This is a genomic window from Microbacterium sp. SORGH_AS_0454, assembly GCF_031453395.1.
GTDB lineage: Bacteria > Actinomycetota > Actinomycetes > Actinomycetales > Microbacteriaceae > Microbacterium.
This window is the reverse complement of sequence record NZ_JAVIYS010000001.1, coordinates 2,119,344-2,131,703: the sequence shown is the minus strand read 5'-3', so window position 1 is coordinate 2,131,703 and position 12,360 is coordinate 2,119,344. Positions and strand designations below refer to the sequence as shown.

Here is a 12,360-nt window from a genome sequence, read left to right as displayed (position 1 = left end):
GTCGACGTCGGATCTCACTGGATCGTCGAGCCTCGGGCAGAAGAAGTGGTCGGTTCGAGAGCGGGGGATACGAACGGTGGTCAGGTGCGAAGATACGGTTCCACGCCAGGAAAAGGAGCCAGCGCGGTATTCGGTGAAGACGAGATCAGGTGGGGAACATCTCCTCGACGGTGAGGCCCTGGCGGCCGCCGGCGACGAGATACTCCCGCACCGACACCTCGTCGACGCCGGGGTTCGGCAGGTCCGCACCCCGAGGATCCTGGGCCGGAGAGGCCCGATCCGCAGATCGCGAAGCGCTGGTATCCATATTTGGACACTAACAGACTGAATGCGAACATCTCAACTCGCCGGGAGCCCATTTGCGCACACCTACTCCCCTAGGCTGAACGGCATGGTCCGGCAGAAGAAGACGCCCCACGCGTTCGATGCATATCTCGGCACCGCCATCCGGGCCACACGCGCGCGGCGAGGCATGACGCGAGAAGTGCTCGCCCGGCGCACCGGGATCGCCCTGTCGAATCTCAAGCGGCGCGAAGACGGCGTGAACGAGACGTCCGTCTCCGAACTCGAGCGAATCGCCGCGGTCCTGCAGGTGCCGACGACCGAGATCGTGAGCATGGCCCTGGTCGACTACAGCGGCGGCCGCGGCGCGCAGGACGGGTTGCAGATGCTGCTCGAGTCGATGTCGGAGGCCTCCCCTATCGTCGACGACGAAGACAACGTGACCTACATCGGTCGCACTGCGCCCGGTCTCCGCGACGCCGCCAACACCGACGAGCGGACGACCACCGACTGACAGGGAGATCATGCGGCAGCTCCTCGCCCACGCGGCGCACCTCGGCGTCACCGTCCACGTCGCCCACCTCCCCGAACCGTATCGAGGGTTCTACGATCACGAGCGGCGCCGAGTCGTCTACGATTTCGGCCTCACTCCCATCGAACGCGCGTGCGTCCTCGCGCACGAACTCGGTCATGCGTTCCACGCGCACCAAGGGCGCGACGATCCCGCCGCAGAAGCCGCGGCCGACGCGTACGCTGCCGCCCTGCTCGTCGATCCCGCGCACTACGCTCGGCTCGAATCGATCGGGCTGAGTCCCAGCGAGGTCGCCGAAGAGCTGGGTGTCACGGTCAAAATGCTTCGCGCCTTCGTCGAACACCACCTCGTCCGCGTCCACGGCGCCGCGTACACACGACCGCGTCTCGGGCGGGACCAGCACGATCATCTCGCACGCTGGGCGTCGTGACCCGGCGGCGAAGCGCCGCCTCAGGGCGAGCACGGCGATGAACAGGAGCCTGCCGAGAGCGTCCGCCCGAAGTGCCCCCGACAGGATTCGAACCTGCGACGCCCGCGTTAGGAGTGCGGCGCTCTATCCCCTGAGCTACGGAGGCGGGATCTCCCCAGCTTACTGCGGCGCTTCCCCGCGAGCGGTTCGGGGCGAACTCGCGAGGGGGATGCGATCGCGCAGAGCGTCGACGAGACCCTCGTCCCACCGCCCCGGCTCCGCGAGCGTCCCTTCGCGCAGGTCCACTCCCTCGGGGCCGATGCTCGCGACACAGACCAGAAGCGACTCGAGCACGAGCCCGTCGTGGGCGTCTCGGCGCAGGACCGACCCCTCGGGCTCGCGCGTCGACGTCTCGATCACGCCGAGCCAGGGCATCCACCAGTCCGATCCGTTCGCCAGGCCGGCCTCGCGAAAGGCGCCCAGCCAGCGCGCGATCCGCGGGGTGCCCGGGTCGTCGACGGCGTGATGGGCGACCATGTGCGTGCCGGGGGTCAGCGGCGTGCGACGCGAGACGAGGCCGTCCCACTCCACCAGGTGCGCGCCCGTGGCATCCACCTCCACGAGATTGAAGCCGCGGGTGGCGGGACGGTTCGGGATGCCGGACCCCACCGCGTCGAGGGGAATGCTGCCTCGGCTGACGACCTCATCGTCGCGGCGGTCGGAGAGATCCTCGCGATTGAGCAGCACCGCCAGCCGCTGAGCGATCGGATCGACTGCGAGCCAGGCACCGCCGGCGCGGTCGTCTCGCACGCCCACGACGCCGTCGCGCTCGGGCCACCAGGGTCCGATGCCGCGCCAGGGGCGATCGCGGTCCTCGTCGCGGACGGCGAGCACCCGCACGGGTTCGCCGGGAGCGGTGGGGACGTCGATCACGACGGTGCACATTCCGACAACGCTACCCGTGCCGAACGAACGTCGGGTGGGCCGTGGAGGCGACCCGACACCGTCACGAGAACAGGTAGCGGCACGAGAACAGGCCGTTCGGTACGGAAAGCCCCCGTTGCTGTCGGCTCCCCTGTTCTCGGCACTCCGCCCCGCCGCGGATGCCGACCTGGAAGACTGGGACGATGTTCGTCGTCGTGGGAGTGACCGGGGGCATCGCCGCCTACAAGACCGTGAGCCTCGTGCGCCTGCTCGTGAAGGCGGGGCATCACGTGCACGTCATCCCCACCGAGGACGCGCTGCGCTTCGTCGGCCTGCCGACGTGGGAGTCGCTCAGCCGCAACCCGGTCACGACCTCGGTGCACGACGACGTCGCGCGCGTCCGTCACGTCGCCCTGGGCCAATCCGCCGATCTGGTGATCGTGGCTCCCGCCACCGCGAACACCCTGGCCGCGATGACGGCGGGATTGGCCTCCGACCTGCTCGGCACGACCCTTCTCGCCACGACCGCACCGGTGGTCGTCGCCCCCGCGATGCACACCGAGATGTGGCGGCATCCGGCCACCGTCCACAACATGGACGTCCTGCGCTCCCGCGGCGTGCACGTGGTCGGCCCGACCGACGGCGTGCTCACCGGCGGCGACTCGGGCCCCGGACGCATGTCGGAGCCCGAAGAGATCGCGGCCGCAGCCCTCGCCCTGGTGCAACGACCGCGCGACTTCGAGGGAATCTCGATCGTCGTGAGTGCCGGGGGCACCCGCGAGCCCATCGACCCTGTTCGCTTCCTCGGCAACCGCTCGAGCGGACGACAGGGCGTGGCGATCGCGCGGGCCGCCGCCGACCGAGGCGCCCGTGTGACCCTGGTCGCCGCGCACCTCGACGCCGATACCCGTCCCGATCCTCGCGTCGAGGTGATCGCCGCCGGCACCGCCGACGAACTCGGACAGGCGATGGATGCCGTGGCACCCGACGCCGACGTCATCGTCATGGCCGCGGCGGTCGCCGACTACTCCGTCGCCGCGGTGTCGGAGCACAAGCTCCGCAAACAGGACTCCCCCAGCGGACTCTCCCTCGAGCTGAGGGAGAACCGGGACATCGTCGCGGGGCTCGTAGCCGCTCGCCCAGCGGGGCAGACGATCGTGGCGTTCGCCGCTGAGACGGTCGCCGACGACGCCGAGCTGCTCGAGCGCGCCCGAACCAAGGCCGCGCGGAAGGGCGTCGATCTTCTGGCCGCGAACGCCGTGGGATGGACTCGCGGGTTCGAGACGTCCGACAACGAGCTCATGATCGTCGACGCCGCCGGCGAGGTCATCTCGACGGTGTCGGGTTCGAAGGACGACACCGCTCACGCGGTGCTCGACGCGATTCTGGTGGCGCGAGGCCGCTGATCCGAAGAGCCTCGAGCCGACCACCGAGGCGGGATGCCCCGGCGGTCGGCACCGATCAGCTCTCTTCGAGACGGTCGACGGCCCCGACGATGTCGGCGACCTCCGTTCGCGAGGTGTAGTCGACGTGGACATCTGCGAAGCGGATGCGTCCGGCCCGATCGATCACGTAGACCGAGGGGAAGGGCACGCGCGCCGTCGCGTCGGCGTTGCTGTCCGAGACGGCGAATCCGAGCTCCGTGTGCGCCTCCTGGGCGTGCGCGCTCGGTTCTGTGACGATGCCGAACCGATCGGCCAGGACGTTACCGGGGTCGGAGAGAACCGCGAAGTCGAGGGAGCCGTTGCTCTGGCTCTGCGCGGTGCCGTCGGCGGTCTGGGGCGAGATCGCGACGAGCTGCGCGCCGCGCTCCTCAAGCGTCGGCAGAAGGCTCTGCTGGTAGGTGCGCAGCGTGATGTTGCAGTACGGACACCACGCGCCGCGGTAGAAGACGACGACGGTCGCCGTACCGCCGAGGACGGACGAAAACGTGATCGTCGCGCCGTCGGCGGTCACCAGGTCGGCGTCGGGAGCCACGTCGCCCTCGCCGAGGGCACCGGTCGGCACGCCGGCTGCCCGGAGCGCGCTCTGCTCGTCGGAGAAGACAGCGGCGAGGCGATCGCCGATCTGTGATTCGAAGCCGACGTTGAAGTCGTCGACCTGCTGGGCGATGGATGGTGTGGACATGCGTGGCCTCTCCGGTGGAACCGACATCGGGCGTCGGTGAGAGGACCGTATGTCGGCCACGGGATGCCTCGGGCGATGCTGACGCGAAGGGCAACACAACGTCACGCAGCGTCATCATCGAACAGAGGGAAGAGGGCGCCGCCGAATCGACCGACGGCACCCCTCGTGTCAGTAGCCGTAACTGCTGGAGAACTCGCTGATCATGGTCGTCAGCTGTGAGATCAGCACGATGATCCAGACGATGAACGCGATGATCACGGCGACGTTGACGGCGATGGACGCCCAGATCGGGGCGAGGCCGGAACCGGTGCGGCGCCGCAGGATGACACCGCGCCCGATGATGTAGACCAGGCCCGAGCCGATCGCCAGCACGAAGAAGCTGAAAGCCCAGTGAAACGGGCGATCGACGCCACGGGCGCGCAGCTGACGCCAGTCGAGGAAGGCGAACAGCACCGTGAGCGCGGAGACCACCAGGCTCACCACGGACGACACCACGGCGATCAGCGTGGTCGCCGCGTTGGTGCCGGCCATCGACGCGGGGCCGGAATCGTACGAGTACACACCGGCGTAGAAGGCGTCGCGGAAGTACGACGACCAGTCGAAGATGACCACGCCGAGCAGACTGAGCACCGGCAGGAAGACCATCAGCCATATCCACACGGTGTTGGTCTTGATGTCGCGGCGGGGCGCGGCGGTGTCGTAGGCGACCGGGGGTGCGCTCGGGTAGCCCGGGGCCGCACCGTAGTCTGCGCCTGCGGCGGTGGCGGCACCGTACGCCGGAGCGGCGGGGTACGACGGGGCACTGGGGAAGGCGGGAGCCGACGTGTACGCCGGCGCCGCGGACGGGGCAACGGGCGGTGTCACCGGCGGGACACCCGCGCTGGCCGCGGTGTATCCCGCACCCGCGGGGGTCGAGGTTGCGGAGTCGTTCGGCGCATGCGGGGCGCGGTCGAGCGTGGCGCCCTCATGCGGCGGGTGGGCGACGGGCTCGGACGCGGTGAGCGAGGCGGCGGCGTCGTCGTGTGAGCCGTCACCGCCGGACGCGTCCTGGCCGGAGGCGTCGACAGAAGCGTTCGACGAAGAGGCGTCGTGTGAATCCTCACGGCCGGGCGTGTCCTGGCCGGAGGCGTCGACCGGGGCATTCGACGAAGAGGCGTCGTGCACCGACTCGTTCGGCGCTGCCTGGTCACCGGCGGCGGAGCGCACCTCATCGGTCCAGCTCGTGCCGTTCCAGCGGCGCAGACCGCCGCCTCCCGCGGGGTCGGGATACCAGCCGTCGGGCGGAGTGGGAGTGTCAGTCATGTCGTTTCCCCTGTCAGGTGCGGAACCGGGCGAGATGGCCCGAGTCTAGTGATGACGTCCGACGTCATCGGAAGTCTCGCGACGAGTGGGCCACGCCCACCCGAAGATCGGTGAACCCGTCGGCGACCACGTTCGTCACTCCCTCGACCGAGCGCTCGAGCACCCCCCGCACGATCAGGGCGGGGGATTCGCGGGCGACCCGGCGGTACCTGTTCCAGACGCCGACCGAGCAGATGATGTTCATCAAACCGTGCTCGTCTTCGAGGTTGAGGAACGTGATCCCGGAGGCCGTGGCCGGCCGCTGCCGGTGAGTGACGAGCCCCGCCACCTCGATCCGCCGATCGGTCTCGAAGGTGCGCAGTTCGCTCGAGGTCAGCACGCCGCGGGCGTCGAGCGCGGCACGGAAGTGGGTGAGCGGATGGTCGTCGGCCGACAGCCCCGTCGCCCACAGGTCGGACGCGAGGATCTCGTAGCTCGACGGATCGGTGAACAACGGCGGCTGTACGGCCACCAGCGAGTCGGGAAGGAACTCCGGGCGATCCAGAGCGGCCGAACCCGACAGCCAGATCGCCTCGCGCCGTGTGTGCCCGAGGCACTCGAATGCCCCGGCCGTGGCGAGGGCCTCGAGCTGAGCCGTCACCAGCCCCGTACGGCGCACGAGGTCGCGCAGGTCTCGGTAGTCCCCGTTGGTGTCTCGCTCGGTGACGATGCGCTCGGCGACCTTGACCCCGATGCCGGTGACCCCCGCCAGACCGAGACGTACGGCGAACCCCGCGTCACGGCGATGAGCGGGACTCTCGTCGGCTTCGGAGGGGTCGAACTCCCCCGTCGGCGACTGAACCGCGTGCGCGCACGCATCGAGCCCTGTCGGCGCGCGCCTCCCCGGGCAGGGTGCCGATTTCTTGTCTGCTCCTGAGCCCGCGGCATCCGCCTGCCCGGTGACGGCATGATCCGGCGTGTCGTCGATTCCCTCGAGGGTCGCTTCGACCCCCGAGCGCAGCAGGTCTGGTCGACGCACCTGCACCCCGTGCCGTCGGGCGTCGGCGGTGAGCGTGGCGGGTGAGTAGAACCCCATGGGCTGCGCGCGCAGGAGACCCGCGAGGAACGCCGCCGGGTAGTGCAGCTTGATCCAGGAACTGGCGTAGACCAACAGCGCGAACGACAGCGAGTGCGACTCCGCGAAACCGAAATTGGCGAACGCCTGGATCTTGGCGTACAACTCGTCGGCGACCTGCCCCACCAGGCCGTTCTCGGCCATACCCGCGTACAGCGTCTCGCGCAGGGAATCGATGCGCTCGAGCCCGCGCTTGGAGCCCATGGCCCGGCGGAGCAGGTCGGCGTCTTCGGCGGAGCAGTTGCCGATGGCGACGGCCATCTGCATCAGCTGCTCTTGGAACACCGGCACCCCCATCGTGCGCGCGAGCACCGGTTCGAGCTTGGGGTGGACGTAGGTGATCTCTTCCTGCCCGAGTTTGCGCCGCACGAACGGGTGCACGGCCCCACCCTGGATGGGACCGGGGCGGATGAGGGCGATCTGCACCACCAGGTCGTAGAACTTGCGCGGCTGGAGTCTGGGCAGCAAGCCCATCTGCGCGCGCGACTCCACCTGGAACACCCCGATCGAGTCGGCGCGGCACAACATGTCGTAGACCGCCTTCTCTTCCTTGGGCAGCGTCGACAACTCCCAGTCCTCGCCCGTCGCCCCGCGGATGAGGTCGAAGCAGTACTGCAGAGCCGCGAGCATGCCGAGGCCCAGCAGGTCGAATTTGACCAGCCCCATCCACGCGGCGTCGTCTTTGTCCCACTGGATCACCGTGCGGTTCTCCATACGCGCGTGTTCGATGGGAACGACCTCTCCCACCGGGCGGTCGGTGAGCACCATGCCGCCCGAGTGGATGCCGAGGTGTCGCGGCGCCTTCAGCAGTTCCGACGCGAACTCGATGACCTGGTCGGGGATGTCGTGATCGGCCCCGGTCTCGAGCGTTGCGCCCCACCGCTCGACCTGCTTCGACCAGGCGTCCTGCTGCCCCGGAGAGTGGCCGAGCGCCCGCGCCATGTCGCGCACGGCGTTCTTCGGCCGGTACTGGATGACGTTCGCCACCTGCGCAGCCCGCTCGCGCCCGTACTCCTCGTAGACCCACTGGATGATCTCTTCGCGGCGGTCGGAGTCGAAGTCGACGTCGATGTCGGGCTCTTCGTCGCGCAGGCTCGACAGGAACCGCTCGAACGGGAGCTTGTAGAAGATCGAGTCGACCGCAGTGATGTCGAGCAGATAGCAGACGGCGCTATTGGCCGCCGAACCGCGCCCCTGGCAGAGGATGCCGCGCCGACGCGCCTCGGCGACGATGCCGTAGACGATGAGGAAGTAGCCCGGGAAGTCCTTCATCTCGATGACACCCAGTTCGCGCTCGATGCGGCGCCGGTCGTCGTCGGACAGGTTCGGGTACTTCCGCGGGGCGGCCTCCCATACCAGGTGGCGCAACCACGACATCGGCGTGTGCCCCTCGGGGACCTTCTGCTGCGGCAGCGCGGGCTTGGCCCGACGTAGCGGAAAGGCGATCTCGTCGGCGAGCTCGACCGTGCGGGCCACCGCTCCGGGATACCGCCGGAACCGCGCGGCCATCTCGACCCCCGAGCGCAGGTGCGCCCCGGCATGAGCCGGGAGCCAGCCGTCCAACTCGTCGAGCCCGCGATTGGCCCGCACCGCGGCGACGGCGGCCGCGAGCAGCTCTTTCTGCGGAGCGGCGTAGTGCACGTTGTTGGTGGCGAGGATCGGCAGACCCCGGTCGGCGGCGAGGCCGGCGAGTACATCGTTGCGGCGGGAGTCGAGCGGGTCGCCGTGATCCGTCAGTTCGACGTAGACGGCCTCCGCGCCGAACAGGGCGACGAGGGTGTCGAGCTCACGCGCGGCTCCGGTCGGACCCTCGAAGGCGAGAGCCTGACGCACCGCCCCCTTTCGGCATCCGGTCAGCACCGCCCACTGCGGGTCGCTCGGTCCTCCGGCGCGCTCGGCGAGGTCCTTGAGGTCGTAGACCGGTCGCCCTTTCTCGGCGCCGGTGAGCTGGGCGTGGGTGATGGCCGCGGCGAGACGGTGGTACCCCCCTTCCTGACGGGCGAGGACGAGGAGGTGCGAACCCATCGGGTCGGCTTCACCGTTCTGGGGACCGGTGAGCCCGAGCGAGAGCTCCGCACCGAAGACGGTGTGCACCGCCCGCTGCTCGGCCGCCTCGGCGAATCGCACGATCCCGTAGAAGCCGTCGTGGTCCGTCAGAGCAAGAGCGTGCAGGCCCAGTCGCTCGGCCTCTTCGACGAGCTCTTCGGGAGAGGACGCACCGTCGAGGAACGAGTACGACGAGTGCGCGTGCAGTTCGGCATAGGGCACGGTGTCGGCCGGTCGCTCGATCGAGGGCGGTACGTAGGCGCCGCGCTTGTGCGACCACGCCGGGCTGTCGCCGCCGTCACCGTTCGGCGGGGCGCTGGTAGGACGGCGGGCGTCGCTGAGCAAGCGCTCGAGCTCCGACCACTTCACGGGAGGATTGGTCCACCCCATCAGCGCGCCCTCACCCCGAGGACGGAGTCGGGTCGGTTCTCAGTCATACCGCCCCTCCGCTCGCCACTCGCCCTCTTCGACCACCAGGAGCCATGCACCCCCATCGGCGTCCACCACCTGGAACCGGTGCGCCTTGCGCGCGCGCAAGGCGTCCCACCCCCGCTCGCTGATTGGCCAGGGGCCCGCCCACTCGCGGATGCGGCGTCGCTGCCCCGCGGTCTCGAGAACGGCGGGCGGAGCGCTCAAGACGTCGCGCTCGCCCACCGTGACCGGAGCCCCCGCGATGTCGGTGACTCCCACCAGACGCGGTTCGGGATAGACGGTGGCGGGCAGGGGGTCGGGGAGGCTACCGGGCCACGGCCGCGTCCGCACCTTGTCGGTGACCGCACGATCACCCCACGGCACGAGCACCTGGCGCTCGGCGAGCCAGCGCCCGCCGCCGATCGTCGGGGTCACGACTGCGCGGTGTCCGAGCATGGCCTGCACGCGCGAGAGCGCGTGGTGCACACGCGCGTCGGGTCCGGCCCCGAACAGCCCCTTGGCGTGGTGCGCTGCGGCGTCGACGGCCTCGGGCTCGATGTGCACGCCCGCGACACCGCTGCCGAAGATGCCCTGGGCATCTTCGGCGAGCTGCCAACGCACGCGGTCGACCACCCCGGCGGCGTCGAACGAGCCGGGGTGCAGCCATACGCGCTCACTGCGCTCGCCCCGCTCCCCCGAGAGCACGACCCGCAGCTCCGTGCAGACGAGGTCGTGCGCACCGAGCTGGGCGATGAACTCCTCGGCGGCCACGCGCATGCCGAATGCGATCTGGTCGGCGAGCTCGAGCGGAGGTTCGAACGCGACGTCGCGGTGCAGCTCGGGTGGGGGCGTCCGCGGCTCGACCGGTTGCGAGTCGAGCCCTCCGGCGAGCGCATGCAGGCGCACGCCCCTCTCGCCGAACCGCTCCCGCACCCGCTCGACCTGCAGCCCCGCCAGCTCACCGAGGGTATGCACGCCCAACCGCGACAGCAGGCTGCCGAACTCGTCGTCTTCGAGGGTCGCGATCGAGAGGGGCGCGAGGAAGGCTCCGGCCCCACCGGGCTCCACGATACGGACGGGATCTTCGACAGCCGCCGTCCGGGCCGCTTGCTCGGCGGTGAACACCCCGTCGGCGACACTCGCGCGCACTCCGGCGAGCCCGTCGTCGTCGAGCTGACGGATCAGCATGCGAGCGGCCTGGAGCTCACCGCCGTAGTACCGCGCAGGTCCCCGCGCTCGAAGAGCGCAGAGCCCCGGCCGCACGATCTGAACCCCGGGAGCGCGCTCCTCGATCCGGGCGACCACCGGGGCGAACGCCCGCGCATCCCGCACCGGGTCGGCCGGCACCACCTGCAGCCCGGGGCACAGCGCCTGCGCGTCACGCCGTTTCTGCCCGCGGCGTACACCCTGCGCCCGCGCCGCCCACGAACACGCGACGACGATGTTGTGGGCGAACACCGCCACCGCGGCATCCGGTCGAGGAGGACTGACGGCCTCGCTCACGAACGCCGTGATGGGCCAGTCGGGGAACCACAGCACGAGGCTGCGCGTCGGGGCCTGCATCACCCCACCGCCCGCACAGGAAACGCATCGCGCTCGCGCGGGATCAGACGTTCCGCCGGAGCACCCAGCAGCTCGATCGACCCGTCGGCCGCGGGCAGCAGCATGCGGGCGCGCCGGGCGTTCGGCGAGCGCCGGCTGGTCACCGATACGGTCAGCTCTCGACCGGCGAGGTACCCGTGCCCCGTGCCGAGCCCCGACCACCGGGGGTCGGCGACGTCGATCACGGCTTCGGCCTGGGGCCAGGCTCCCTGCACGAGCAGCACCGACCCACGATCGCGCAGACGCGCGGCCAATCGCGTGGTCTCTGCGCCCCCGCGCGCGGCCGTCGACCCCGAGGGAGGGCGCACGGCCACCACGGGGAGCACCTCGGTAATCGTCGCCGTCACGGCCAACCACCGGGGGCCTGGATCGGGGATGAAGACGAGACGGTCGAGATCGAGACCGTACTTCTCAGCGGCCTCGGCGCCGAGCTCGGGCATGCCGATCACCCCGCACCAGGCCCCCTCTTGGGAGGGACGGGCCATGAGCGCCAGCAGAAGAGAGGCCGATCGGGCCAGCGCGTACGCCGACCCCGATCGCAGACCCCCACCGGGCAGCAACGGCGAGAACGCAGGGTGCGTCGGCAGAACGGGGGCGTCCATGCGACGCCCCTGCATGCGCTCGAGGCGATCGCGCAGCGCATGGATATCGGGTACGGCCTGTACCTGGTCTCTCACGATCGCCCTCATTCCCACAGGTTAGAACATCTGTTCGATGACCTCAATCCCTGTGGGTCGAAGATACGATCGACCTCCGACATTGCACAGAAAGCCCCGGCCTGGCGGCCGAACGGGCACGCCGACCCCCGGCATCCCACCGATGACGACCCCGCACGGGCGTCGCCTCAGACCAGATCGGCCGTCGCGGCGATCCGCGCGAACCCTCCCTGCTGCAGCACGACGGCGGTGTTCGCCATGAGCTCGACAGCCGTACGGGTCACCGTTCCGAGCCCCGCGATCTCTCCGCTCAGGTCGAAGGTGCGCGTGGCATCCAGCACCACGGTCACGTCGTAGCCGAGGTTTCCCGCCATGCGCGCGGTCGTCTCGACGCACATGTTCGTCTGGATGCCGCAGATCACCAGTTCCCGGATGCCGCGCTCGCCCAGCCAAGCGTGCAGGTCGGGGTCTCCGTAGAACGCCGAGTTGACGCTCTTCGACACGACGAGGTCCGCCGGGGCGTCGGCGACCACCTCCACGAGGGCGTTGCCCTCGGCATCGGGGTGAAGGGGGGAACCGGGAGAGGCCGAATCGTGCCGCACGACGACGATCGGTTCCTCCGCCCGGCGCCAGGCGTCGATCAGCGAGGCGACGTTGCGTTCGCAGTCGGGGTTCGCGGTCGGCCCCCAGAAGGCGAGGTCGTCGAACCCCTGCTGCATGTCGATGACGAGGAGAGCGCGGGCCATGCATCCATCTCACCACCCGAGCGGTGCTTCTCGGACCGAGGAGACGAACCTTGTCGTTTCGGTCGCTCGCGCGTCAAGGACTGTGCGGGTGAACTTCTTCTCAAACAGGATGAAAAGTAGACGGAAAGGTTCACAAACGTGATCGTCGAAACCACCATTCATCGCGACGACCTGCGACGAGAGGTTCGGCGTCGAGAGCTGTCGAAGGC

The 12,360-nt window shown here is 69.8% G+C and carries 11 protein-coding genes and 1 tRNA gene; 3 read left to right on the top strand and 9 right to left on the bottom strand.

The window, feature by feature from the left end:
* Nucleotides 1–145 precede the first annotated feature (145 nt).
* The gene (locus QE454_RS10115) at nucleotides 146–307 is read right to left on the bottom strand and encodes a hypothetical protein (RefSeq protein WP_210073818.1); all 162 of its coding nucleotides are present in this window, start codon (nucleotides 305–307) and stop codon (nucleotides 146–148) included.
* A gap of 84 nt (nucleotides 308–391) precedes the next feature.
* On the opposite strand from QE454_RS10115, the gene QE454_RS10110 reads away from it, so the two are divergent.
* Both QE454_RS10110 and QE454_RS10105 read left to right on the top strand, forming a co-directional pair.
* Nucleotides 392–796 (top strand): helix-turn-helix domain-containing protein, encoded by a 405-nt coding sequence (locus QE454_RS10110; protein ID WP_307312706.1) that lies wholly within the window; start codon nucleotides 392–394, stop codon nucleotides 794–796.
* A gap of 10 nt (nucleotides 797–806) precedes the next feature.
* Complete coding sequence (locus QE454_RS10105) at nucleotides 807–1,244, top strand: ImmA/IrrE family metallo-endopeptidase (RefSeq protein WP_210073814.1); 438 nt, start codon at nucleotides 807–809, stop codon at nucleotides 1,242–1,244.
* Between the two features lie 72 nt (nucleotides 1,245–1,316).
* On the opposite strand, the gene QE454_RS10100 is transcribed toward QE454_RS10105, so the two are convergent.
* Both QE454_RS10100 and QE454_RS10095 read right to left on the bottom strand, forming a co-directional pair.
* Nucleotides 1,317–1,389 (bottom strand) — tRNA-Arg (locus QE454_RS10100).
* A 14-nt stretch (nucleotides 1,390–1,403) separates the two neighbouring features.
* Complete coding sequence (locus QE454_RS10095) at nucleotides 1,404–2,168, bottom strand: NRDE family protein (protein ID WP_307455678.1); 765 nt, start codon at nucleotides 2,166–2,168, stop codon at nucleotides 1,404–1,406.
* Nucleotides 2,169–2,350: 182 nt separating this feature from the next.
* Here QE454_RS10095 and coaBC point away from each other — a divergent pair, with 182 nt between their 5' ends.
* Nucleotides 2,351–3,553 (top strand): bifunctional phosphopantothenoylcysteine decarboxylase/phosphopantothenate--cysteine ligase CoaBC, encoded by a 1,203-nt coding sequence (gene coaBC / locus QE454_RS10090; protein ID WP_307455681.1) that lies wholly within the window; start codon nucleotides 2,351–2,353, stop codon nucleotides 3,551–3,553.
* Nucleotides 3,554–3,608: 55 nt separating this feature from the next.
* On the opposite strand, the gene QE454_RS10085 is transcribed toward coaBC, so the two are convergent.
* The 6 genes from QE454_RS10085 to QE454_RS10060 all read right to left on the bottom strand — a co-directional run bounded on the left by QE454_RS10085 (nucleotide 3,609) and on the right by QE454_RS10060 (nucleotide 12,151).
* Nucleotides 3,609–4,274 carry a peroxiredoxin-like family protein gene (locus tag QE454_RS10085; protein WP_307455683.1) on the bottom strand — a complete coding sequence of 222 codons (666 nt, stop codon included), beginning with the start codon at nucleotides 4,272–4,274 and terminating at the stop codon, nucleotides 3,609–3,611.
* Nucleotides 4,275–4,442: 168 nt separating this feature from the next.
* Nucleotides 4,443–5,576 carry a DUF2510 domain-containing protein gene (locus QE454_RS10080; RefSeq protein ID WP_307455685.1) on the bottom strand — a complete coding sequence of 378 codons (1,134 nt, stop codon included), beginning with the start codon at nucleotides 5,574–5,576 and terminating at the stop codon, nucleotides 4,443–4,445.
* Between the two features lie 64 nt (nucleotides 5,577–5,640).
* Nucleotides 5,641–9,126, bottom strand: a complete 3,486-nt coding sequence (locus QE454_RS10075) for an error-prone DNA polymerase (RefSeq protein WP_307455687.1) — start codon at nucleotides 9,124–9,126, stop codon at nucleotides 5,641–5,643.
* 39 nt (nucleotides 9,127–9,165) lie between these two features.
* Nucleotides 9,166–10,710, bottom strand: coding sequence for a DNA polymerase Y family protein (locus QE454_RS10070; RefSeq protein ID WP_307455689.1), 1,545 nt, complete (start codon nucleotides 10,708–10,710; stop codon nucleotides 9,166–9,168).
* Nucleotides 10,710–11,438 carry a hypothetical protein gene (locus QE454_RS10065; protein WP_307455692.1) on the bottom strand — a complete coding sequence of 243 codons (729 nt, stop codon included), beginning with the start codon at nucleotides 11,436–11,438 and terminating at the stop codon, nucleotides 10,710–10,712. The genes QE454_RS10070 and QE454_RS10065 overlap by 1 nt, the downstream gene beginning before the upstream one ends.
* A 155-nt stretch (nucleotides 11,439–11,593) precedes the next feature.
* A complete protein-coding gene (locus QE454_RS10060; protein ID WP_307455694.1) occupies nucleotides 11,594–12,151 on the bottom strand; it encodes a cysteine hydrolase family protein in 558 nt (185 codons plus the stop codon).
* Nucleotides 12,152–12,360 lie beyond the last annotated feature (209 nt).

What these genes read in the sequence shown, in the direction of transcription:
- QE454_RS10060 (WP_307455694.1), bottom strand. Translation starts at nt 12,151, where the DNA reads ATGGCCCGCGCTCTCCTCGTCATCGACATGCAGCAGGGGTTCGACGAC.
- QE454_RS10095 (WP_307455678.1), bottom strand. Translation starts at nt 2,168, where the DNA reads ATGTGCACCGTCGTGATCGACGTCCCCACCGCTCCCGGCGAACCCGTG.
- QE454_RS10075 (WP_307455687.1), bottom strand. Translation starts at nt 9,126, where the DNA reads ATGGGGTGGACCAATCCTCCCGTGAAGTGGTCGGAGCTCGAGCGCTTG.
- QE454_RS10115 (WP_210073818.1), bottom strand. Translation starts at nt 307, where the DNA reads ATGGATACCAGCGCTTCGCGATCTGCGGATCGGGCCTCTCCGGCCCAG.
- QE454_RS10065 (WP_307455692.1), bottom strand. Translation starts at nt 11,438, where the DNA reads ATGAGGGCGATCGTGAGAGACCAGGTACAGGCCGTACCCGATATCCAT.
- QE454_RS10070 (WP_307455689.1), bottom strand. Translation starts at nt 10,710, where the DNA reads ATGCAGGCCCCGACGCGCAGCCTCGTGCTGTGGTTCCCCGACTGGCCC.
- QE454_RS10105 (WP_210073814.1), top strand. Translation starts at nt 807, where the DNA reads ATGCGGCAGCTCCTCGCCCACGCGGCGCACCTCGGCGTCACCGTCCAC.
- QE454_RS10085 (WP_307455683.1), bottom strand. Translation starts at nt 4,274, where the DNA reads ATGTCCACACCATCCATCGCCCAGCAGGTCGACGACTTCAACGTCGGC.
- QE454_RS10110 (WP_307312706.1), top strand. Translation starts at nt 392, where the DNA reads ATGGTCCGGCAGAAGAAGACGCCCCACGCGTTCGATGCATATCTCGGC.
- QE454_RS10080 (WP_307455685.1), bottom strand. Translation starts at nt 5,576, where the DNA reads ATGACTGACACTCCCACTCCGCCCGACGGCTGGTATCCCGACCCCGCG.
- coaBC (WP_307455681.1), top strand. Translation starts at nt 2,351, where the DNA reads ATGTTCGTCGTCGTGGGAGTGACCGGGGGCATCGCCGCCTACAAGACC.